The 21,810-nt window shown below is 62.7% G+C and carries 18 protein-coding genes; 12 read left to right on the top strand and 6 right to left on the bottom strand.

The genetic code is table 11. From position 1 onward, the window contains the following. Positions 1-82: 82 nt before the first annotated feature. Entirely contained in the window at positions 83-2,917 is a 2,835-nt protein-coding gene (gene secA / locus HB676_RS31830) for a preprotein translocase subunit SecA (protein ID WP_213742460.1), read from the bottom strand. Positions 2,918-3,282: 365 nt separating this feature from the next. Between secA and HB676_RS31825 the strand changes: the two genes are divergently transcribed. From HB676_RS31825 to mutT, 3 genes are all read left to right on the top strand, one after another. Beyond that, positions 3,283-4,191 (top strand): peptidylprolyl isomerase, encoded by a 909-nt coding sequence (locus tag HB676_RS31825; RefSeq protein WP_213742459.1) that lies wholly within the window; start codon positions 3,283-3,285, stop codon positions 4,189-4,191. A gap of 196 nt (positions 4,192-4,387) precedes the next feature. Continuing rightward, the gene (argJ, locus tag HB676_RS31820) at positions 4,388-5,665 is read left to right on the top strand and encodes a bifunctional glutamate N-acetyltransferase/amino-acid acetyltransferase ArgJ (RefSeq protein ID WP_213742458.1); all 1,278 of its coding nucleotides are present in this window, start codon (positions 4,388-4,390) and stop codon (positions 5,663-5,665) included. Positions 5,666-5,689: 24 nt separating this feature from the next. Continuing rightward, positions 5,690-6,100: an 8-oxo-dGTP diphosphatase MutT gene (gene mutT, locus HB676_RS31815; protein ID WP_213742457.1), complete on the top strand. Its 411-nt coding sequence runs from the start codon at positions 5,690-5,692 to the stop codon at positions 6,098-6,100. Between the two features lie 123 nt (positions 6,101-6,223). Here the strand turns inward: mutT and HB676_RS31810 are convergent, their stop codons facing one another. Further along, positions 6,224-7,069: a methyltransferase domain-containing protein gene (locus HB676_RS31810; protein ID WP_213742456.1), complete on the bottom strand. Its 846-nt coding sequence runs from the start codon at positions 7,067-7,069 to the stop codon at positions 6,224-6,226. A gap of 130 nt (positions 7,070-7,199) precedes the next feature. Here HB676_RS31810 and HB676_RS31805 point away from each other — a divergent pair, with 130 nt between their 5' ends. The 4 genes from HB676_RS31805 to HB676_RS31790 are packed head-to-tail and all read left to right on the top strand — an operon-like array spanning position 7,200 to position 9,666. Then, complete coding sequence (locus HB676_RS31805; RefSeq protein WP_213742455.1) at positions 7,200-8,000, top strand: ComF family protein; 801 nt, start codon at positions 7,200-7,202, stop codon at positions 7,998-8,000. Positions 8,001-8,039: 39 nt separating this feature from the next. Then, entirely contained in the window at positions 8,040-8,315 is a 276-nt protein-coding gene (grxC, locus tag HB676_RS31800) for a glutaredoxin 3 (protein ID WP_213742454.1), read from the top strand. Beyond that, positions 8,312-9,190: a carbon-nitrogen hydrolase family protein gene (locus HB676_RS31795; RefSeq protein ID WP_213742453.1), complete on the top strand. Its 879-nt coding sequence runs from the start codon at positions 8,312-8,314 to the stop codon at positions 9,188-9,190. Before grxC ends, HB676_RS31795 begins: the two co-directional genes overlap by 4 nt. Next, on the top strand, positions 9,187-9,666 hold the full coding sequence (locus tag HB676_RS31790) for a DUF1178 family protein (RefSeq protein WP_213742452.1): 480 nt from the start codon (positions 9,187-9,189) through the stop codon (positions 9,664-9,666). The genes HB676_RS31795 and HB676_RS31790 overlap by 4 nt, the downstream gene beginning before the upstream one ends. A gap of 54 nt (positions 9,667-9,720) precedes the next feature. Here the strand turns inward: HB676_RS31790 and HB676_RS31785 are convergent, their stop codons facing one another. From HB676_RS31785 to HB676_RS31775, 3 genes are all read right to left on the bottom strand, one after another. After that, positions 9,721-10,620 (bottom strand): DMT family transporter, encoded by a 900-nt coding sequence (locus HB676_RS31785; protein WP_213742451.1) that lies wholly within the window; start codon positions 10,618-10,620, stop codon positions 9,721-9,723. A 133-nt stretch (positions 10,621-10,753) separates the two neighbouring features. Continuing rightward, on the bottom strand, positions 10,754-11,524 hold the full coding sequence (gene ubiG, locus HB676_RS31780; RefSeq protein ID WP_213742450.1) for a bifunctional 2-polyprenyl-6-hydroxyphenol methylase/3-demethylubiquinol 3-O-methyltransferase UbiG: 771 nt from the start codon (positions 11,522-11,524) through the stop codon (positions 10,754-10,756). Between the two features lie 16 nt (positions 11,525-11,540). Further along, entirely contained in the window at positions 11,541-12,008 is a 468-nt protein-coding gene (locus tag HB676_RS31775) for a PH domain-containing protein (RefSeq protein WP_213742449.1), read from the bottom strand. A 175-nt stretch (positions 12,009-12,183) separates the two neighbouring features. On the opposite strand from HB676_RS31775, the gene HB676_RS31770 reads away from it, so the two are divergent. The 5 genes from HB676_RS31770 (at position 12,184) to HB676_RS31750 (ending at position 19,500) form a co-directional block, all read left to right on the top strand. Then, on the top strand, positions 12,184-13,440 hold the full coding sequence (locus HB676_RS31770; RefSeq protein WP_213742448.1) for an aspartate kinase: 1,257 nt from the start codon (positions 12,184-12,186) through the stop codon (positions 13,438-13,440). Between the two features lie 447 nt (positions 13,441-13,887). Further along, entirely contained in the window at positions 13,888-16,155 is a 2,268-nt protein-coding gene (ptsP, locus tag HB676_RS31765; protein WP_213742447.1) for a phosphoenolpyruvate--protein phosphotransferase, read from the top strand. Between the two features lie 72 nt (positions 16,156-16,227). Further along, positions 16,228-17,313 carry a peptide chain release factor 1 gene (gene prfA, locus HB676_RS31760; protein ID WP_213742446.1) on the top strand — a complete coding sequence of 362 codons (1,086 nt, stop codon included), beginning with the start codon at positions 16,228-16,230 and terminating at the stop codon, positions 17,311-17,313. Further along, positions 17,310-18,194 (top strand): peptide chain release factor N(5)-glutamine methyltransferase, encoded by an 885-nt coding sequence (prmC, locus tag HB676_RS31755; protein ID WP_213742445.1) that lies wholly within the window; start codon positions 17,310-17,312, stop codon positions 18,192-18,194. Before prfA ends, prmC begins: the two co-directional genes overlap by 4 nt. 526 nt (positions 18,195-18,720) lie before the next feature. Then, positions 18,721-19,500: a DUF4167 domain-containing protein gene (locus tag HB676_RS31750; protein ID WP_213742444.1), complete on the top strand. Its 780-nt coding sequence runs from the start codon at positions 18,721-18,723 to the stop codon at positions 19,498-19,500. Between the two features lie 99 nt (positions 19,501-19,599). On the opposite strand, the gene HB676_RS31745 is transcribed toward HB676_RS31750, so the two are convergent. Next, the gene (locus HB676_RS31745; protein WP_213742443.1) at positions 19,600-21,639 is read right to left on the bottom strand and encodes a HAMP domain-containing methyl-accepting chemotaxis protein; all 2,040 of its coding nucleotides are present in this window, start codon (positions 21,637-21,639) and stop codon (positions 19,600-19,602) included. Positions 21,640-21,810 lie beyond the last annotated feature (171 nt).

Here is a 21,810-nt window from a genome sequence, read left to right as displayed (position 1 = left end):
AAAGCGATGCGTCTCGAAGGATGAAGCCCCGATTACTTAACAGGGGAAGGTTTGACGGACGTCAGCGCGAGGGCGATCGCCCTCACGCGTATTTACCGTGGCAGTGCTTGTACTTCTTGCCGGAGCCGCAGGGGCAATCCTCGTTGCGGCCGACCTTGCCCCAGGTTGCCTGGTTTTTCGGATCGCGGTTGGCGGTGGCGGCAGGCACCAGCGAGGCGTTGGCGAACGCCATCTCGTCCTCACCGGTATTGGGATCGAGCTTGTGCACTTCCATGGCCGGCAATTCCGGCTGCTGGTTTTCCGGCGGCACGATTTCGACGCGCATCAATTGCGCCGTCACCGCTTCGCGCAGATGCGCGATCATCGCTTCGAACAGGCTGAACGCCTCGGATTTGTATTCCTGCAGCGGATCGCGCTGGCCGTAACCGCGCAGGCCGATCACCTGACGCAGATGATCGAGCATCACCAGATGCTCGCGCCACAGATGATCCAGCGTCTGCAGCAGGATCGTCTTCTCGACGTAGCGCATCACCTCGGGGCCCCATTGCGCCACCTTGGCCGCCATGTGCTCATCGACGCGCTGTTCGATACGTGACAGCAACTCCTCGTCGGCGATGCCTTCTTCCTTGGCCCATTCGTCGACCGGCAGATCGATGTCGAGCACGCGCTTCAACTCTTCCTTGAGCCCGGCGACGTCCCATTGCTCAGCATAGGCATGCTCGGGCACGTGCTTGGTGACGACGTCCTCGACAAAGGCGCGGCGCATGTCGGCGACGGTTTCGGCGACGCTCTCGTCCTTCATCAGGTCGACGCGCTGGTCGAAGATCACCTTGCGCTGGTCGTTCTGGACGTTGTCGAATTTCAACAGATTCTTGCGGATGTCGAAGTTGCGGGCTTCGACCTTCTGCTGCGCCTTTTCCAGCGCCTTGTTGATCCAGGGATGGATGATCGCCTCGCCTTCCTTGAGGCCGAGTCGCGTCAGCATGCTGTCGAGCCGGTCGGACCCGAAGATCCGCATCAGATCGTCTTCCAGCGACAGGAAGAATTTCGAGCGCCCGGGATCGCCCTGGCGGCCGGAGCGGCCACGCAACTGATTATCGATGCGCCGCGATTCGTGACGCTCGGAGCCCATGATGTAGAGGCCGCCCGGCTTGGTCACGGTCTTGGCCGGCTTCGATCCCTTGGCGGGCTCGATCTCGACCACGTCTTCGGCCTTCAGCACGATGTCGCGGAAGCGTTCAACGTCGGCCTTGATCTGCTCGATCTTCGCGGCTTTCTCGGCCTCGTCGGTGATGCCGGCCGTCTCGTGCATGATCCGCATTTCGAGCGAGCCGCCGAGCTTGATGTCGGTACCGCGGCCGGCCATGTTGGTCGCGATCGTGATCGCGCCGGGCACGCCGGCCTCGGCGACGATGTAGGCTTCCTGCTCGTGGAAGCGGGCGTTCAAAACCGCGAACAGCTTCGCCGGCTTGCCGGCACGGGCCGCGGCGTAAAGCTTCTGCATCGCGTTTTCATTGCCGAAATCGATCTGCTTGTAGCCGTGCTTCTTGAGATATTCGGCGAGCAATTCGGACTTCTCGATCGACGCGGTGCCGACCAGCACCGGCTGCAGCCGTGCATTGGCGCGCTCGACCTCGGCCATGATCGCGGCGTGCTTTTCGTCCTGGGTGCGATAGACCTCATCGTCTTCGTCAAGGCGCGCCACCGGCACGTTGGTCGGGATTTCCACGACCTCGAGCTTGTAGATGTCGAACAATTCGTCGGCTTCGGTCAGCGCGGTACCGGTCATGCCGGCGAGCTTTTCGTACATCCGGAAATAGTTCTGGAACGTGATCGAGGCCAGCGTCTGGTTTTCCGGCTGGACCTGCACGTGCTCCTTAGCTTCGAGCGCCTGGTGCAGGCCTTCGGAATAGCGGCGGCCCTGCATCATGCGGCCGGTGAACTCGTCGATGATGATGACCTCATCGTCGCGAACGATGTAGTCCTTGTCGCGCGTGAACAGCGAATGCGCGCGCAGCGCCTGATTGATGTGATGAACGACCGAGACGTTCTCGACGTCGTAGAGCGAATCGCCCTTGAGCTGGCCGGCGTCGCGCAGCAGCGTTTCGATCTTTTCCATGCCGGCTTCGGTCAGCGTTACGGTGCGCTGCTTCTCGTCGACGTCGTAGTCGGTCTTGTCGAGCTTGGGAAAGAACGTGTCGATGGTGTTGTAGAATTCCGAACGGTCGTCGAGCGGACCGGAGATGATCAGCGGCGTCCGCGCCTCGTCGATCAGGATCGAATCGACTTCGTCGACGATGGCGAAGTAGTGGCTGCGCTGGACCATGTCCTCGAGCCGGTACTTCATGTTGTCGCGCAGATAATCGAAACCGTATTCGTTATTGGTGCCGTAGGTGATGTCACGCGAATAGGCTTCCTTGCGTTCGGAATCGTCGAGACCATGGACGATGACGCCGGTGGTCAGGCCGAGGAACCCGTAGACCTGCCCCATCCATTCGGAGTCGCGCCGGGCGAGGTAGTCGTTGACGGTGACGACATGAACGCCCTTGCCGGCCAGCGCGTTGAGGTAAACCGCGAGCGTCGCGACCAGCGTCTTGCCTTCGCCGGTCTTCATCTCGGCGATGTCGCCTTCATGCAGCACCATGCCGCCGATCAACTGCACGTCGAAATGCCGCTGGCCGAGGGCGCGCTTGGCCGCCTCGCGGACGGTGGCGAAGGCCGGCACCAGAAGCTCGTCGAGGGTCTTGCCGCCGGCCAGGGCCTGCCGGAATTCACCGGTACGCGCCTTCAGCGCCTCGTCCGAGAGGGCCGCGATCTCCGGCTCAAGCGCGTTGATGGCGTCGACACGGGACTGGTATCCCCTGATCCGCCGGTCATTGGGGGAGCCGAAAAACTTGCGGGCGAGCGCGCCGATCATGCCAAATTCCTGCTTTTGCGGTTCGGCGTTGCAGCCGTGAAATGGTCCACCAGGTTGCCTATCAACTCATCGTGACGCATCGCGGGTCGGTCCCGAACCGGGAGCATCCGCCAAATGAGTGGGAATTCAGCAATCCAAGGTTCAACGGCCAAAAACGCAGCGAAATAAGCGCCATCGCCATTGCCCCGGCTGGGCAGAGATATGGCTGGCCCACAGCCTTGTCAACGGCGCTAACCTGTCAAGGATTTCATCATTTTGACAGACTTTTCGCGTTGCCAAGGTGCCGTGATTGGGCGAGTGTCCCGCCGCCCCGAACAGCCCTAGTGCCCCGGATCGCCCCACGACTTTCAAGATAAGGATTTTCCATGACCTCTTCGTCATCTGACGCGAAATTCGGCCTCCGTGCCCGCCTCGCCGGCGCCGCCACCGGCTGTCTCGCGATCGTCCTGCTCGCCGGCCTCCCGGTCCGTGCAGAAGACGCCAACCCCGTGCTCGCCAAGGTAAACGGCGCCGAAATCCGCCAAAGCGACGTCGCGCTCGCCGAAGAAGAGCTTGGGCCGAGCCTCGCGCAGATGGACCCCGCCACCAAGAAGGAAAACGTGCTGGCGTTCCTGATCGACATGAAAATCGTCGCCAAGGCCGCCGAAGCCAAGAAGATCGAGGACCGCGACGACTTCAAGGCCCGTCTCGCCTTCACCCGCAGCCGGCTTCTGATGGACAATCTGCTGTCGGTCGAAGGCAAGGCCGCGACCACCGATGAAGCCATGAAGAAGGTCTATGAGGACGCTTCCAAGCAGATCAGCGGCGAGCAGGAAGTTCATGCCCGCCATATCCTGGTCGAGACCGAGGCCGAGGCCAAGGCCATCGAGGAGGAACTCAAGAAGGGCGCCGACTTCGCCGAACTGGCCAAGAAGAAATCCAAGGATCCCGGCGCATCTGATGGCGGCGATCTCGGCTTCTTCACCAAGGACCAGATGGTGCCGGAATTCTCGACCGTCGCCTTTGCGCTGGAGCCGGGCAAGATCTCCGACCCGGTGAAGTCGCAGTTCGGCTGGCACATCATCAAGGTCGAGGAAAAGCGCAACCGCAAGGCGCCCGACTTCGAACAGGTCAAGGCTCAGATCGAGACCTATGTGACCCGCAAGGCGCAGGCCGACTACGTCGCCAAGCTGCGCGAGACCGCCAAGGTCGAGCGCCTGGACCAGCCCGCCGAAGCGGCGAAGCCGGACGCGATGAAGCCCGCCGACGCCAAGATGGCGCCCGCAAAGAAGTAAGAAACTGCTGTCACTTCTTCGACGCCAATAGTATCTACAAGCAATGGCCGGGCTGAATGTCCCGGCCATTGCCGTATCAGGTCCTGTTTCGTGGGATCCAAGACGTCAGTGGCCGGAATACCCCAGCACTAAAGCGCGCCTCGCGCTTTAGCCGGCCATGACGATCTACTTGATCCCACCGTTTCGGAATTTATTCATGTCATCAGCCGTCTCTCCACTCGCCCCGACCAACGTCCCCGAAATGCCCACGCTTGCGGGTGTCAAGCTTGCGACCGCGGCCGCGGGCATCCGCTACAAGGGCCGCACCGATGTGCTGCTCGCGGTGATGGACAAGGGAACCAGCGTCGCCGGCGTCTTTACCCGGTCGAAATGCCCCTCCGCGCCGGTGGAATGGTGCCGCGCCAAACTCGGTGCAGGTAAATCTTCCTCCAAGGCAAAATCATCCAAAGCGGGAACGGCCCGCGCCCTGGTGGTAAATTCCGGCAACGCCAATGCCTTCACCGGCAAGACCGGACGGCAGTCCACCGCACTGACCGCGACGATTGCAGCCAAGGCGCTCGGCTGCAGCCCCGCGGAAATATTTCTGGCCTCGACCGGCGTGATCGGCGAACCGCTCGACGCCACCAAATTCGACGGCGTGCTCGGCACCCTGGCGGAGCAGGCCGTGCCGGGCGAGTGGATGAACGCGGCCAAGGCGATCATGACCACCGACACCTTTCCGAAAGTCGCAACCGCCACCGTGAAACTCGGCAAAGCTAAAGTCACGATCAACGGCATGGCCAAGGGCGCCGGCATGATCGCGCCCGACATGGCCACGATGCTGGCCTTCGTATTCACCGATGCGCCGATCGCGGCCGGCGCGCTGCAGGCGCTGCTCAAGGGCGGCGTCGAAGACACTTTCAATGCCGTGACCATCGATGGCGACACCTCGACATCCGACACGCTATTAGCCTTCGCGACCGGGGCTGCGGCCGAACACGGCGCGCCGAAAATCAGCCGCGCCAGCGACCCCCGCCTGAAGGCATTTACAAAAGCCTTCCATGCCGTGCTCGCCGATTTGGCCGAACAGGTCGCGCGCGACGGCGAAGGCGCGCGCAAGCTGGTCGAGATCATCGTCGAGGGCGCCACCTCGAAAGCCTCGGCGCGCCGGATCGCGATGTCGATCGCGAATTCACCGCTGGTGAAGACCGCGATCGCCGGCGAGGACGCCAATTGGGGCCGCGTGGTGATGGCAGTCGGCAAGGCCGGCGAGCCCGCCGACCGCGACAAGCTTGCGATCTCGTTCAACGGCATCCGCGTCGCCAGCCGCGGCGCGCGCGATCCGTCCTATGACGAGGCGGAAGTTTCGGCCGCGATGAAAAACCCGAAAATCCAGATCAAGGTCGCGCTCGGCCTCGGCAAGGGCCGCGACCGCGTGCTGACCTGCGACCTCACCAAGGAATATGTCGCGATCAACGGCGACTACCGGTCGTGAACGACATCTCGGGTTAGACAGCGCATGGCAGCCATCAAACTCACCCTCGTCGTCGCCTGCGCGCTGGTTGACGCCGACAAGCGCATATTGATCGCGCAGCGGCCGCCCGGCAAAGCGCTGGCCGGGTTGTGGGAATTTCCCGGCGGCAAGCTCGAGCCGGGCGAGCGGCCGGAACAGACGCTGATCCGCGAATTGCAGGAAGAGATCGGCATCACCGTGAAGGAAGCCTGCCTCGCGCCGCTGACCTTCGCGAGCCATGCCTACGATGATTTTCATCTGCTGATGCCGCTTTATATCTGCCGGCGCTGGGAAGGCAATGTGACCGCACGCGAGGGCCAAACCCTCGCCTGGGTCCGCGCCAACAAACTGCGCGACTATCCGATGCCGCCGGCGGATATTCCGCTGATCCCGCATTTGATCGATCTGTTGATGTGAGGGGACCGCGACGGTCCTCATCCTGAGGAGCGCGCTCTCGCGCGCGTCTCGAAGGATGGGCTATAATGCGATCTCATGGTTCGAGACGGCGCAAGTGCGCCTCCTCACCATGAGGACGAGAGGTCAGCGCTTCACGCCCCTCACCGCCTCCGCCAACCCCATCTTCGCCGATCCCGGCTGCAGCGGCTTCTGCTGGCTCTCATGCGGCGCCCAGCCTGACAGCCAGATCACGTCGAACGTCGCACGGATCCGTCCGTCCGCATCGGCAAAGCGTTCGCCGTAAATCTGCGCCATCCGCAACAGCGTGGCCCGGCGGCTCGGTGTCCGCCGCCGCTCGACCAGAACATTGGTTGCGCCCATCCTTCGCAAATCCTGCATCAGCGCAAACGCACTGTCATAGCGCACCACGACGCGATCAACGTCGGTCACCGGCAGCGCAAAGCCCGCGCGCTGCAACAGCGCACCGACATCGCGTAGATCGGCGAACGGCGCGACCCGCGGCGACACCCCGCCTTCGCATTCGGCCTCCGCCGCCGCAAAGGATTGCCGCAACTCGCTCAGCGTATCGCCACCGATCATCGCCGCCAGCAACAACCCGTCGGGCCGCAACGCCCGGCGAATTTGCGCGAATACGCCGGGCAGATCGTTGACAAATTGGAACGCCAGCGCGGAGACGACGAGGTCGAGCGAATTCGGCTGCAGGCCGAGAATTTCCTGCCCGGATGAATCCGGATGGATCTGCGCGACGGATTTGAAGCGATCCCGCAACGGCTTTCGCAAAAGCTCACCGGGGGACCAGATATCCGCCGCGTCGGCAAACTCACGCAGCACCGCATGCAAGCGTTCGTCCATGTCTTCGGCGACGCGGTCGAACAGGAACGTCGCAGGCTCGATGCGCAACGCACGATCCTGCCGCGCACGCAGCAGAGCGCGGTCGAACAGGATGGGGGCGGTGGTCGGGTTCTTCATCGTGCTTTGGTAAGCTCGCGACCCGTTCTTGACAACCGCGCGCCCGGTGTCGAGAAGCCGTTCAAGCGCGACGCGACGAAATCGGTAATACCGGCTTGAGCCCCCCGCGCCCCGGCGCTAGCCTCTCCCCATGGACGCCGAAACCTCATCATCCCGTTCCATCACCACGCATCTGCGCGGCGCGTTTCGCATGGCCCATGGCGCGTGGAAGCATACCGCGCGGCTTGCGCTCGACATTGCGCTGCCGACATTGTGCGTGGCCTGCCGCGAGCCCGTCGATGGCGACGGCGTTTGCGCGGCGTGCTGGGCCAAATTGTCGTTCATCGCGCCACCGTTTTGTCCGCGGCTCGGCATTCCCTTTGTCTACGATCCCGGCCCGGACATGCTGTCGATGGAGGCGATTGCCAATCCGCCGGCCTATGCGCGCGCCCGCGCCGCGGTGCGCTATGACGACGTGGCGCGCACGCTGGTGCACGCGCTGAAATACCAGGACCGCACCGATCTGGCGCCCGCGATGGGCCGCTGGATGGCCCGCGCCGGACGCGAACTATTGGCGGAGGCGGACGTGCTGGTTCCGGTGCCGCTGCACTGGAAGCGCGGCTGGAGCCGGCGGTATAATCAGTCCGGCGCGCTGGCGCGGGTGATCGAGCGGCAGACCGGCGTTAAAATGAGTTCCGAAGCGCTGCGGCGCGTGCGGCCGACCCAGCAACAGATCGGCCTGTCGCGAAAGGAGCGTGCCAGCAATGTGCAGGGCGCCTTCAAGGTCGCCGCCGACCGGCAGGATCTGATTCGCGGCCGCCGCGTGGTCCTGATCGACGATGTCTTAACCTCCGGGGCTACCGTCGACGCCTGCGCGCGGGCCTTGCTGCGCGCCAAAGCCGCGTCCGTCGACGTGCTGGTGTTCGCCCGGGTTGTAGATACCTATAAATAACCCATATAATCTGGCATTCTTAGCCAACAGAGCGCCCCCATGACCGCTGCGATCGAAATCTACACCCGTCCGGGCTGCGGCTATTGCAGCGCCGCCAAGTCATTGCTGACGCGCAAGAAGGCCGCATTCACCGAATTCGACGTCGCGACCGACCCGGCGCTTCGGCAAGAGATGTGGGATCGCGCCGGCGCCGGTTCGACTTTCCCGCAGATTTTCATCGGCAAACTCCATGTGGGCGGCTGCGACGAACTCTATGCGCTCGACCGCGCGGGCAAGCTCGATGCGTTGCTGGCGGACGAAAAGGCCACGTCATGAGCGCTGACCTCTCCTTCACCGCCGCCATGGTGCAGATGCGCACCGGGCTGTTGCCGGAAGCAAGCCTTGAGCAGGGCGTGAAGCTGATCCGCGAGGCGGCAGCGCAGGGCGCCGATTATGTGCAGACCCCCGAGGTCAGCAACATGATGCAGCTTAATCGCACCGCGCTGTTCGAGCATCTCGCCGCCGAGGAGGACGATCTTTCGCTGAAAGCCTATCGCGCGCTCGCGGCTGAGCTGAAAATCCATCTTCATGTCGGCTCATTGGCGCTGCGCGCCTCGCCGGAGCGGGCGGTCAACCGTTCGTTCCTGATCGGGCCGGATGGCCTGGTGATCGCGAGCTACGACAAGATCCACATGTTCGACATCGATTTGCCGGGCGGTGAGAGCTACCGCGAATCGGCCAATTATCAGCCGGGCGAAACCGCCGTGATCACCGACCTGCCGTGGGGCCGGATCGGGCTAACGATATGCTACGACGTCCGCTTCCCGGCGCTGTACCGCGCGCTCGCCGAAAGCGGCGCGTCGTTCATCGCGGTGCCCTCCGCCTTCACCCGCAAAACCGGCGAAGCGCATTGGCACACGCTGCTGCGCGCCCGCGCCATCGAAAACGGCTGCTTCATTTTTGCCGCGGCGCAGGCCGGCCTGCACGAGAACAAGCGCGAAACTTTCGGTCATTCGCTGATCATTGCGCCCTGGGGCGAGATCCTTGCGGAGGGCGGCGTCGAACCAGGCGTCTTCCTGGCCAAAATCGATCCCTCAAGGGTTGAAGTCGCGCGTAAAACTGTGCCGTCGCTGCAGCATGGACGGCGCTTTAGCGTCACCGATCCCAAATCCGGCCCCGATCATCTGCACCTGGTGCGGGGATCGGCATGATCCGGTACAATCTACGCTGCGAACGCGACCATGCGTTCGAAAGCTGGTTTCAAAGCTCGTCCGCCTACGAAACCCAGGAAAAACGCAAGCTGGTGAATTGTCCCGTCTGCGGCTCGGCCAAGGTCGAGCGCGCCATCATGGCCCCGCAGATCGTAAGCAAGAAGGGCCGCGACGTTCCGGTTCAGGCGCCTGTTGCCGCGGCTCCCACCACCGACGCCACATCGCCCGCATCGACGCCCCTGATGATGGCGCAGGAGCGCGAGCTGCGCGCCAAGCTCAAGGAATTGCGCGACCATATTGTCAAGAACGCCGACAATGTCGGCGAGCGCTTCCCGAACGAAGCCCGCAAGATGCATTACGGCGATATCGAACATCGCCCGATCTACGGCGAAGCGTCGCCGGAGGAGGCCCGTTCCCTGATCGAGGAAGGCGTCGAGGTGTCGCCGCTGCCGGTATTGCCCGACGACCGGAATTGAGGTTTGGCGTCATTCCGGGGCGATGCGAAGCATCGAACCTGGAATGACTGCAGATTACGCCGCCACCAACAGCGCCACGCCAATCACGATCAGCGCGATGCCGGCAACCTCGCGGGCCGACAGCGGTTGCTTGAACGAATAATACGCGATCCCCTGTGCGAACAGCACCTCGACCAGCGCCAGCGTGCGCACATTGGCCGCCGCGGTCAGTGCGAAGGCCAGGAACCAGAACTGCGAGGCGAATGCGCCCATGAAGCCGGCAAGCATCGAAGGCCGCCACAGCCCCAAGATCGCCTTGAGGATGCCGGGCGCGCGCACCAGCAGATAGATTGTCAGGATCAGTGTCTGCACGAACAGCCCGAACACCAGCGTGTAGGTCGCTGACGTCACGAACGACACGCCAGATAGCGTGAGGATCGCGCCGCGGAAGCCGATCGCCGACAAAGCAAATGTCGCGGCGGCGACAAGGCCCAATATGGTCGGCTTGATATCCGTGAAATTTTTCTCGCCGCCCGGCCGCACCGCGGTGACGATCACACCAGATGTCGCGACCAGAATCGCAACCACTTTCAGCACCGTGAGATGATCGCCCAAGAAGACAAAGCCGAAGATCGCGGTCTGGATCGCCTCGGTCTTTATATAGGCCGTGGTCACCACGAACGAATGATCGTTCATCGCAAGCAGCATCAATCCAGTGGCGATGATCTGGCAGAGCGCGCCGAGCAAAAGCCACGGCCAGAATATCGCTGTCGGCCACGGCAGGGGATCGCCGGTCGCGATCAGCAGCACCACGAAGAACACGATCGAGAACGGAAAGCCGAACAGGAAGCGGATATTGGTGGCGCCCCAGGTGCCGAGCGGTTTCGTCAATTGCCGCTGCATCGCATTGCGCGTCGCCTGCCCCAGCGCGGCAATGATCGTGAAGGGAATCCAGAGCGAGACGGTGGTGAACATGGGGAGATTCAGTTGGCCAGATGAGAAACGCGGCCACCGTGAAGCGGGCGAATGATGCGGTCAACCGTCAGGATTGCATACGGCTCCAGCCAGTCGTCGTCCCTGCGTTCGCAGGGACGACGAGAGTTGGCTATCACGCCCCCTCCGCGACCACCATGTAGTTTACGTCCATGTCGGACGAGATGCTCCATTTGTCGGCGAACGGGCTGTAGACCACGCCGGCCTGTTCGGTGATGGCGAGCTTGTTGTCTTCCAGATGCCGCGCGAGTTCGTCGGGGGTGACGAATTTGTCCCATTGATGGGTGCCGCGCGGCAGCCAGCGCAGGACATATTCGGCGCCGACGATGGCGAGCGCAAAGCTCTTCCAGTTGCGGTTCAGCGTCGAGATTACCATCAGCCCGCCGGGCTTGAGCATCGCCGCGCAGCGATTGAGGAACATGCCGACATCGCTGACATGCTCGACCACTTCCATCGCCAGCACGATGTCAAAGCGCTCGCGCACGTCCATCTCCTCGACCGTGGTGCAGCGGTAATCGATCGACAGATGGCCCTTGTCGGCATGCAGCCGGGCGGCCGCGATATTGCTGGGGGACGGATCGACGCCGATCAGCTGCGCGCCGAGCCGGGTAAACGGCTCGCACAATAGGCCGGCGCCGCAGCCGATATCGAGGATGCGCAGGCCGGACAGGCAATTGAGGCTTTTGAGGTTGCGCTCGAACTTGCGGCAGGCGGCGTCACGAATATAGGTCAGCCGCAGCGGATTGATCTTGTGCAGCGGCGCCATCTTGCCGTTCGGGTCCCACCAGGTCTCCGACAGCTTTGAGAATTTTGCGATCTCGGCGGGATCGACCGTCGAGGCCGAAGCTGCGGAGAAATTGGCGGGAGAATCTTGCTGCATGGTCATGGGATGCGCGCCGCTCCTATCGCGCGGTGATGAAATTGCGGAATTCAAGCGGCGAAGCGATGGTCGTGATGGTTTCCTTGCCCTCGCCGACGCCGAGAATCGTCACATTACCGTAATTGAGGATGCGGCCGAGGATACTCTGGTTGACGTCAACGCTCTCGACCTTGTCAAGGCTCATCTCAAAGGTGCGGCGCTTGATGAAGCCGGTCTTGTGCACGACCCGCAGATTGGTGACGTCGGTCTCGGTGGTCCAGCGGTGGAACCAGGCGGCCATCATCTTGTACAGCGCGACAACCGCCGCGACGGTGGCTACCGCCAGACAGAACAGCGCCGGCGTGCCGGTATCGACCATGCGCGATATAACCAGGAACACAATCGCTGCGAGCCACGCCGCGATCGCCGGCCAATAGAATATCCAGTGCGCATTGGTCGAATACAGCACCTTCTCGCCGGGCTGCAGGATATCGTCGATATAGCGCCCCATACATTCCGCCTTAATTACCCGACACGGGTGGCCCCGCGCCCTCGCGGAAATGGCCCAAACCGGGTTGCTTGCCCCCAACCGCGCCGCTATGTATACGCGCCTTTTGGCCCGCGCGCTCCCGGTTTTGCGCGCGGGTACCATTTACCTATCCTCGCAAAGGAATGCACCTGTCGTCATGGGCCGCCTCGTGATGAAATTCGGCGGCACCTCCGTCGCCAATATCGACCGCATCCGCAACGTCGCGCGCCATGTGAAGCGCGAGGTCGATGCCGGTCATGACGTCGCCGTCGTGGTGTCCGCGATGGCCGGCAAGACCAACGAACTGGTGGAATGGTGCCGCGACGCCTCCCCGATGCACGACGCGCGCGAATATGACGCGGTGGTTGCCTCGGGCGAACAGGTCACCGCCGGGCTATTGGCAATTGCGCTACAGGCGATCGGCATCCAGGCCCGCTCTTGGCAGGGCTGGCAGCTTCCGATCAAGACCAGCGACGCCCATGCCTCGGCGCGGATTCTCGATATCGACGGCACTGAGCTGATCAACCGCTTCAAGGACCGCAAGGAAGTCGCCGTGATCGCCGGCTTCCAGGGCATCAATCCACAGACCCAGCGAATCACCACGCTCGGGCGCGGCGGTTCCGATACCTCGGCGGTGGCGATTGCGGCCGCGATTCACGCCGACCGCTGCGATATCTATACTGACGTCGACGGCGTCTATACCACCGACCCGCGCGTGGTTCCCAAGGCACGCCGGCTGGACCGTATCGCCTTCGAAGACATGCTGGAACTGGCCTCGCAGGGCGCCAAGGTTCTGCAGGTCCGTTCGGTGGAACTCGGCATGGTGCACAACATGCCGATCTTCGTCCGTTCCAGTTTCGACAAGCCCGAAGATATCGACCCGCATGCCAAGCAGCCGCCGGGCACGCTGATCTGCAGCGAGGAGGAAATCATGGAAAGCCACGTCGTCACCGGGATCGCCTTTTCCAAGGACGAGGCCCAGATTTCCGTCCGCCAGATCTCGGACAAGCCAGGCGTCGCCGCCTCGATCTTCGGCCCGCTGGCGGACGCCAACATCAATGTCGACATGATCGTGCAGAACGTATCGGAGGACGGCGCCACAACCGACCTGACCTTTACCGTCCCGGCCTCGGACTATACCCGCGCCCGCGATACCATTACCGCAGCCCAGGCCACGATCGGCTACAAACGGCTGGACAGCGCTACTGACGTCGCAAAAGTATCGGTGATCGGCAGCGGCATGCGCAGCCATGCCGGCGTCGCCGCCAAGGCATTTTCCGCCCTCGCCGCGCGCAATATCAACATCCGCGCGATCACCACCTCCGAAATCAAGTTTTCGGTGCTGATCGACACTGCCTATACCGAACTGGCGGTACGCACCCTGCACACGCTCTACGGGCTCGACCAGACCTGACGGCGACCGGTTCTGATCGAATCAGAACCGCTCATCCCGGTTGCGTTTTCCCATACGAACCGCCAGCCGCCCCATACCAACAGCCGGCTTGGATTCTCCCAAAAACGCTCGCAAAGAATTTTGCTCCAAAAACATTCTGTTTTGCGCATGATCTGATCGCCAAAACATCGACGCTTTGGCGGATATTTGGCGGATCGTGCGCTTAGCAGTCGCAGCATGGGATGGCGGGCATGTGGCAGGCGTTTTGCTTGGCAAAACAAGCCTCAATTCGCTATACGGCCTGATGGGTGAGCTGCCGCAAACTGTGCCACAGTTTTGGCAATCCCGATTCGGCCGGTATCCAGGGCTTGCGGCGGTGCCGAATGAATAAAATTGTTGTTTTTTGTGAGCTTAATGCCAGCTACCGGCCACCCGGTGTGCTGGCCTCGCGGGGGAGGATTTTAACACATGCGGAGCGCGTCGGGAGGCCCCCGCGTCTTGCTAAGACGGCTCCGCGAAACCATGGCGGAGCAAGTCTCTGCCCAGGAACGGCTGGACAAGATCGTGGTGCTGATCGCCGCCAACATGGTGGCGGAGGTCTGCTCGACCTATGTGCTGCGCGTCGATAACACGCTCGAACTCTACGCCACCGAAGGCCTCAACCGCGACGCGGTGCACAGGACCGTCCTGAGCGCGCATGAAGGCCTGGTCGGCCTGGTAGCCAGCGAGGCGACCCCGCTCAATCTGAACGACGCGCAAAGCCACCCGGCGTTCTCATTCCGGCCGGAGACCGGCGAAGAAATCTATCATTCGTTCCTCGGCGTTCCCATCCTGCGCGCCGGCAATACGCTCGGCGTGCTGGTGGTGCAGAACCGCGCCAAGCGCACTTACGTCGAGGAAGAGGTCGAGGCGCTGCAGACCACCGCGATGGTGCTCGCGGAAATGATCGCGTCGGGCGAATTGTCGGCGCTGGCGCAGCCCGGCGCCGAACCCGCCGCGCGGCATTCCCTGCACAAGGTCGGCGCGGTGCTGTCCGACGGTATCGCGCTCGGCCATGTCGTGCTGCACGAACCGCGCGTCGTCATCACCAATTACATTGCCGAAGATCTGCCCAAGGAAATCAAGCGGCTCGATACGGCTTTGACGAAATTGCGGGCCGACCTCGACCGCATGCTGGAGCGCGGCGATGTCGCCGAGGGCGGCGAGCACCGCGACGTGCTGGAAGCCTACCGCATGTTCGCCAACGACCATGGCTGGTCGCACAAGCTGCACGAGGCGGTCGCCACCGGCCTTACCGCGGAGGCCGCGGTCGAACGCGTGCAATCCGACACCCGCGCGCGCATGCTGCGCTCGACCGATCCCTATTTGCGCGACCGCCTGCACGACCTCGAAGACCTCGGCCATCGGCTGATGCGCCAATTGGTCGGACAGGATCACGCACCGTCGCGCGAGCAATTGCCCGACAATGCCATCCTGATCGCGCGTGCGATGGGGCCCGCGGCGCTTCTTGATTATGATCGCAAGCGCCTGCGCGGGTTGGTGCTGGAGGAAGGCACCGCCAATTCCCACGTCTCGATCGTGGCGCGCGCGCTCGGCATTCCCGCGGTCGGCGAAATACCGAACGCGGCGGGTCTGGCCGACCCCGGCGACGCCATCATCGTCGACGGCACGTCGGGCTCGATCTATGTCCGGCCGTCTTCTGAAATCGAACAGGCCTATGCGGAGCGGGTGCGGTTTCGCGCGCGGCGACAGGCGCAATATTCGGCGCTGCGCGACAAGCCCTGCATCACCAAGGACGGCCAGCCGGTCGAATTGATGATCAATGCTGGTTTGGCGATCGACCTGCCGCATATCGACGACACCGGCAGCGCCGGCATCGGCCTGTTTCGAACCGAACTGCAATTCATGGTCGGCCAAAGCCTGCCGCGCACCAGCGATCAACTGGCGCTGTATCGCACCGTGCTCGATGCCGCCGGCACCAAGCCCGTGACCTTCCGCACGCTCGATATCGGCGGCGACAAGGCGCTGCCCTATATGGAGACGGTGGTCGAGGAGAATCCCGCGCTCGGCTGGCGCGCGATCCGGCTCGGGCTTGACCGGCCGGGCCTGTTGCGCGGCCAGATTCGCGCGCTGCTGCGGGCCGGCGGCGGGCGCGCACTGCGCATCATGTTCCCGATGATTACCGAAGTCGCCGAATTCGACGCCGCCAAGGGAATCGTCGAGCGTGAACTGACCTATCTGCGCCAGCACGGCCATCCGCTGCCCGAACGCATCGATGTCGGCACCATGGTGGAAGTCCCCGCGCTGCTCTACCAGCTCGACGAACTCTTCAAGAAGGTCGACTTCGTCTCGGTCGGATCCAACGACCTGTTTCAGTTCCTGTTCGCGGTCGATCGCGGCAACGCCAAGGTGTCCGAGCGCTTCGACACCATGTCGACACCGATCCTGCGGGTGCTGCGCGAGATCGTGCAAAAGGCCAACGCCGCGAAGAAATCCGCTTCGCTGTGCGGCGAGATGGCTTCAAAGCCGATCGGCGCGCTGGCGTTGATCGCGCTGGGCTACCGCTCGCTGTCGCTCTCAGCCACCGGCCACGGCCCGGTCAAGGCGATGATCCTCGACCTCGACGCCAAAAAAGCCGAAGCGGTGATGACATCGCTGCTCGACGCGCCGTCCGGCAGCGTGTCCATCCGCGACAAGTTGACAGCCTTCGCCGAGGCCGAAGGGCTGTCGTTGTAGCGAGGCTCTTGGTAGCGAGGCTGTGCCCGCTATATCAGCCCTTTTGGATTTTACGCCTTTCGAGACCTGACCATGTCGATACTCCCCGAAGCCAAACTGGATATTCTGCTGGCGCACCATGCCTCGCTCGAGGCGCAGGTACTGGGACAGCTCAATTCCGAGAACTACGTCAAGATCACGCGCGAGCTCGCCGAACTCAATCCGCTGATCGATGCTGTCAAAGCCTACCGCGCCGCCAATGAAGAGATCGCCGGCATCGATGCTTTGATTGCCGACCCCACGACCGAGCCCGAGATGCGCGGCATGGCGGAAGCCGAGCGCGAAACCCTGGAGGCGCGCAGCCTCGAACTCGCGCAGCAAATCCGCGTCGCGCTGTTGCCGAAAGATGCGATGGACGACCGCAACGTGGTGCTCGAAATCCGCGCCGGCACCGGCGGCGACGAGGCGTCGCTGTTCGCCGGCGATTTGTTCCGGATGTATGAGCGCTTCGCCGCACTGCAGGGCTGGAAGGTCGAGGTGATCTCCGCCAGCGAAGGCACCATGGGCGGCTACAAGGAAATCATCGCCGAGGTAAAAGGCCGCGGCGCCTTCGCCAAGCTGAAATTCGAATCCGGCGCGCACCGGGTGCAGCGCGTGCCCGACACGGAAACGCAGGGCCGCATCCACACTTCGGCGGCAACGGTCGCGGTACTGCCGGAGGTCGAGGAAGTCGATGTCGACATCAAGAGCGACGATCTGCGGATCGAGACCATGCGCGCACAGGGCGCCGGCGGCCAGCACGTCAACAAGACCGAATCCGCGATCCGCATCACCCATATTCCGACCGGCATCGTGGTGATGATGCAGGACAGCCGCTCGCAGCATAAGAACCGCGCCTCGGCGATGAACATCCTGCGTTCGCGCATCTACGACGCCGAACGCCAGCGCATCGATGCGGCACGCTCGGCGGATCGCCGCGAGAAGGTCGGTTCCGGCGACCGCTCCGAGCGGATTCGCACCTATAATTTTCCGCAGGGACGCGTCACCGATCATCGCATCAATTTGACGCTCTATAAATTGCCGCAGGTGATCGCGGGCGAAGCGCTCGGCGAATTGATCGATGCGCTGACCACGGAGCATCAGGCCGCGCAACTCGCCGCCCAAGGCGCCGCGGCGTGAACGAAATCTTCGCCGGACAGACCGTCGAGGCTGCCCGGCGCAAGCTCACCGCGCGATTCATATCCGGCGCGATAGACTCTCCCGAACTCGACGCGCGGATTCTGGTTGGCGCGGCGCTGAGCCTCGATCTGACCGGGTTGATCGCCGCGGCCGCGCGGCCGGTCACACCGGATCAAGCGACGCGTCTTGAGGAATTCGCCCGGCGGCGTCTCGCCGGCGAACCGGTCGCGCGCATTCTTGAAACGAGAGAGTTCTGGGGACTGCCGTTGCAGCTCACCGCCGCGACGCTGGTGCCGCGGCCCGACACTGAAACGGTGGTCGAGATGGCGCTGGAAATGATGGGTACTGCATCCTCTGCAAAACGCCCGTTACGCATCGCCGATCTCGGTACCGGCTCGGGCGCGATCCTGCTGGCACTGTTGTCGGAACTGTCAGACGCCTATGGGGTCGGCACCGATATCAGCGCGGCGGCGCTGCAAACCGCGAACGGTAATACGGTCCGTCTGGGTTTTGCCTCACGCGCGGCCTTCGTCGCCTGCGACTATGCGGCAGCGCTGTCGGATGGCTTCGATCTGGTGGTGTCGAACCCGCCCTATATCCGTTCAGCCGAGATCGCCGGTCTCGCCACCGAGGTCAGGGATCACGACCCGCTGCTTGCGCTCGATGGCGGCGCAGACGGTCTCGACGCCTATCGCAAGCTGATTCCGCAAGCCGCGGAACGCCTGCTCGCTGGCGGCGTTCTCGTGGTGGAAGCGGGCCACGACCAAAGCGGGGATATCGGGGAATTAATGGCGGCGGCAGGGTTAACGCAGGAGCGGCCCGCCAAGGCCGATCTGGCCGGTATCCGCCGGGCCGTGGCAGCCCGGAAAATGCCCCCATAATGCCCGATTGGAGGGCAAAAAAACCACTTGGAATATCCCCCGGGAGCGACTACGTTCCGCCCACAACATCGGTCCAGGGTTTGCTGGCCCCGTAGATACCCAGTAGGGATATCGGGTGGAGGCCAGAGTTCTCAAAGCGAGAGCCCGCCCCGAGTGAAAGGTTCCAAAACGCAGGTCCAATTGAGCGCGATGGCTTTAAGAGCTGCGCAGCTTTTGACCGCAAAGCGAACGAAAGCCTGATATTGCGCTTGAAAACTCACGCAAGAAACCTGTGCTTGTTTTGGCAGGCGGAATGATTTGATACGGCCGGGGGCATACGCCGGGCTGTTGGGGAACGCGTCTTTGTTGACCGCGACGTACGGCAAAATTGATGTGAAATTGACACGGCACAGCGATTCGGTGCGCGTGATGCGCGCGGCCCGATTGGGCCAAAGAAACCGTAGCGCCACCAATTCAAGACCACTGCCAAAGCTAGACTAGTAACTTCTCAAGGCTGACAACTTCAGGGCTGGAATAAAGGCACGACATGAGAAACGGTCAGAATAACAACAAGCGGATGCGTAACCGGAATAACAATAACAACAACAATAATAACAATAACAACAACCGGCGCGGCCAGAACCCGATGACCCGGGTGTTCGAGTCCAACGGACCCGACATCAAGATCCGCGGTACCGCATCCCACGTCGCCGAAAAATACGTCCAGCTGGCGCGTGACGCACGTTCCTCCGGCGACCCGGTCGCCGCCGAGAATTACTATCAGCATGCCGAGCATTATTTCCGCCTGATCGCTGCCGCGCAGGAGCAGTTCCGCCAGAACCAGCCGCAGCCGCGCACCGAGAACGAAATGGCCTCGGAAGACAGCGACGACGAGAGCGAGAGCTTTTCGAATTTCGGCCAGGAGCCCGGTTTCGTTCCGGTGCAGCAGCAGCCGTTCGTGCCGCGCGACAACAACGGCAACAATAACAATGGCAACCACCAGCGCGAAGGGCAACCCTACCAGCCCCGCGAGCAGCATCAGCCCCGCGAACACAACAATCATCGCGAACATCGTCCGCAGCCGCAGTTTCAACCGCCGCAGCCCCAGCCGCAGCCGGTTATCGCCGACAATGTCAGCGTCGATCGCCTGCCGTCGTTCATCACCGGACCGCAGCCGCAGATCAATGGCGGCCCCGGCGGGTTCGAGGGCGGCAATGGCGGCGAACGTTTCCCGCCGCGCCGCCGCCGCCGGCCGCACGGCCCGCGCCCTGAAGGCCTGGCCGCTCCGGTAACGCCGGGCGATGATTTCAATCCGGGGAATGAGTAAGAGGGCGCCAGGCCCTCTTACCAAAAGCCCACCTACCCAATGCCTTTTGCAGAGATCGTCCCGGTGAAGGCCGGGACGATGAGAGCGAACCGATAAGGCTCAAGCCGCGCGGATATTCGCCATGAAGCGATCGAGCTCTTCACGCAACCGCGTGCTTTCGGTCGACAAATTTCGCGCCGAGCTCAGCACATTCTCCGACGCCGATCCGGTTTCCGTCGCGCCGCGATTGACCTGCATGATGTTGTCCGCAGCCTCCTGCGTACCCCGGGCGACATTTTGAACGCTCTGTGCGATTTCCTGCGTCGCTGAACTCTGCTGTTCGACCGCACTCGAAATCGTCGCGGCGATATTCGAAATCTGCGCGATGGTGCCGCCGATCTCCTTGATGGCGGCAACCGATTCCTGCGTCGCGCCCTGCATGCCCAGAATGTGCGACGATATCTCGTCGGTCGCCTTCGCGGTCTGGCTCGCCAGCGACTTGACCTCGGAGGCGACGACGGCGAAGCCGCGGCCGGCATCGCCAGCACGGGCGGCCTCGATGGTCGCATTCAGTGCCAGGAGATTGGTCTGCTCGGCAATCGCGGTGATCAGCTTGACGACGTCGCCGATCTCCTGCGCCGCGCGTGACAATTTGCCGATCCGCTCATCGGTTTGCTGCGCCTGCAGCACCGCCGCTTCGGCGATCTGGCTGGATTCGCTGACGCGTCTTCCGATTTCGTCGACCGATGCCGACAACTCTTCCGTCGCGGACGCCACCGACTGCATATTGTTGGAGGCTTCCGTGGAGGTGCCGGAAACCTGATTCGACAGGCTCTGCGTGGTCTCGGCGGTGCGCGTCAGCGTGCCGGCAGCCTCTTCGAGCTGAACCGCCGAAGCCGAAACATTGGAGACGATGGCGCCCACTGCTGTCTCAAAATCATCCGCGAAGCGAATCAGCTCGTCGCGGCGCGCCGCACTGCTGGCCTTGTTCTGGGCGTCCTGCGTCGCCGCATCGCGCTCCGCCTTGGCAACCGCCTGCAGCTTGAACTCTTCGACCGCGCCAGCCATTTCGCCAAGCTCATCCTTGCGGCCAAGCCCCGGCAGCACGACATCGAAATTGCCGCCGGCGAGCTCGCGCATCGCCTTGCACATCGCCGTCATCGGCCGGGAGATGCCCCTGCCCAGCAATACCGCCAGCGTGCCGCCCAGCAGGAAGCCGCCGAAGGCCAACATCACCACCAACCGTTCGGTGTCGCCAATGATCGCATTGGACTCCGACGCGAGCCGCTGCTGATCGGCAAGCAGGTCCTTCTTCATCGCTTCCGAGCCCTTCATGATCTCGTCGGCGGATTCAGTGATCTCGGTCGTCAACTCGCCGATCGACTTCGCGTTGTCGATCAACTTGCCCAACGTCTGCCGGTAATCGTCCAACAGCGCGGAAATCTCCGTGAGGCCCTGCACGATTTTCTCATCGGTCGATGAAATCGCCTTCAGCGAATTTTCAACGAATTTGAGACGCGCCAGCGCGCTAGTCGCAACTGTCATGTCGGGATTGATCACGAACGTATTGGCGAGCGCTATCGCTGACTGGAATTGCGCGGCCACCTGCTTGGCGCCGAGTTCGATTGCCGGAAGCTCTGCATCGACCGCTGAGCTGGCGAGATCGTCAAGCTTGTAGCGCAGCGTATTGCTGTCGCGGGCCAACTGGTTTTGCGTCAGCAGCGCGCTCTCGTTCTTGACTTTGACGATATCGGCAAAGATCTTGGTGAAGGCGTGAAATTCCCGGGCCAGGCGCGTAATCTGGTTGAGGCGCGCCGGATTTGTGGTGTTCTTCATCGATTGATCGATGGCGTCTTTCAGGCTGCGCTCGGCCGCCAATGCCGCCTTGGCGTCGTCTTCCTTTCCAGTCACCACAAAATATCGCGCCAGCGCCCGATAAGAGTTCAGCTCGCGATCGATATTGCGCGCCAGATCGGCTTCCGACACGCTGTTGTGGTAGGAGGCGACACCCGTGGAGACATTCTCAAATCCGAGATAGGCGAGACCCATGCTGACGGCCGAGATGGCGAGCACGACCGTAAAGCCGAGCATGATCTTGGCGCGAAATCGAAAGGTCGGAAATTTCAGCGATACCGGTGACCGGCGCCTCAACGATCCCATCTGGACCCCCCATCCACTTTTCTAAAACCGTAGCGCCGGGGAACAGCCAGCCCCCGCGCCCGATCCGGAAACCTAGAGTAGAATGGATAAAAGGCCGTAAATTCGCGGAACGAGAGCGCCTACCCCCCTTACGCAAGGGTAAATCAGGCCATTCCGGCCGGATTTTCGGCC

This window comes from Bradyrhizobium sp. dw_411, assembly GCF_018449695.1.
Taxonomy (GTDB): domain Bacteria; phylum Pseudomonadota; class Alphaproteobacteria; order Rhizobiales; family Xanthobacteraceae; genus Bradyrhizobium.
The sequence above is the reverse complement of the archived record's forward strand: the minus strand, read 5'-3'. Positions and strand labels throughout refer to the sequence as shown.

What these genes read in the sequence shown, in the direction of transcription:
- secA (WP_213742460.1), bottom strand. Translation starts at nt 2,917, where the DNA reads ATGATCGGCGCGCTCGCCCGCAAGTTTTTCGGCTCCCCCAATGACCGG.
- HB676_RS31825 (WP_213742459.1), top strand. Translation starts at nt 3,283, where the DNA reads ATGACCTCTTCGTCATCTGACGCGAAATTCGGCCTCCGTGCCCGCCTC.
- argJ (WP_213742458.1), top strand. Translation starts at nt 4,388, where the DNA reads ATGTCATCAGCCGTCTCTCCACTCGCCCCGACCAACGTCCCCGAAATG.
- mutT (WP_213742457.1), top strand. Translation starts at nt 5,690, where the DNA reads ATGGCAGCCATCAAACTCACCCTCGTCGTCGCCTGCGCGCTGGTTGAC.
- HB676_RS31810 (WP_213742456.1), bottom strand. Translation starts at nt 7,069, where the DNA reads ATGAAGAACCCGACCACCGCCCCCATCCTGTTCGACCGCGCTCTGCTG.
- HB676_RS31805 (WP_213742455.1), top strand. Translation starts at nt 7,200, where the DNA reads ATGGACGCCGAAACCTCATCATCCCGTTCCATCACCACGCATCTGCGC.
- grxC (WP_213742454.1), top strand. Translation starts at nt 8,040, where the DNA reads ATGACCGCTGCGATCGAAATCTACACCCGTCCGGGCTGCGGCTATTGC.
- HB676_RS31795 (WP_213742453.1), top strand. Translation starts at nt 8,312, where the DNA reads ATGAGCGCTGACCTCTCCTTCACCGCCGCCATGGTGCAGATGCGCACC.
- HB676_RS31790 (WP_213742452.1), top strand. Translation starts at nt 9,187, where the DNA reads ATGATCCGGTACAATCTACGCTGCGAACGCGACCATGCGTTCGAAAGC.
- HB676_RS31785 (WP_213742451.1), bottom strand. Translation starts at nt 10,620, where the DNA reads ATGTTCACCACCGTCTCGCTCTGGATTCCCTTCACGATCATTGCCGCG.
- ubiG (WP_213742450.1), bottom strand. Translation starts at nt 11,524, where the DNA reads ATGACCATGCAGCAAGATTCTCCCGCCAATTTCTCCGCAGCTTCGGCC.
- HB676_RS31775 (WP_213742449.1), bottom strand. Translation starts at nt 12,008, where the DNA reads ATGGGGCGCTATATCGACGATATCCTGCAGCCCGGCGAGAAGGTGCTG.
- HB676_RS31770 (WP_213742448.1), top strand. Translation starts at nt 12,184, where the DNA reads ATGGGCCGCCTCGTGATGAAATTCGGCGGCACCTCCGTCGCCAATATC.
- ptsP (WP_213742447.1), top strand. Translation starts at nt 13,888, where the DNA reads ATGCGGAGCGCGTCGGGAGGCCCCCGCGTCTTGCTAAGACGGCTCCGC.
- prfA (WP_213742446.1), top strand. Translation starts at nt 16,228, where the DNA reads ATGTCGATACTCCCCGAAGCCAAACTGGATATTCTGCTGGCGCACCAT.
- HB676_RS31750 (WP_213742444.1), top strand. Translation starts at nt 18,721, where the DNA reads ATGAGAAACGGTCAGAATAACAACAAGCGGATGCGTAACCGGAATAAC.
- HB676_RS31745 (WP_213742443.1), bottom strand. Translation starts at nt 21,639, where the DNA reads ATGGGATCGTTGAGGCGCCGGTCACCGGTATCGCTGAAATTTCCGACC.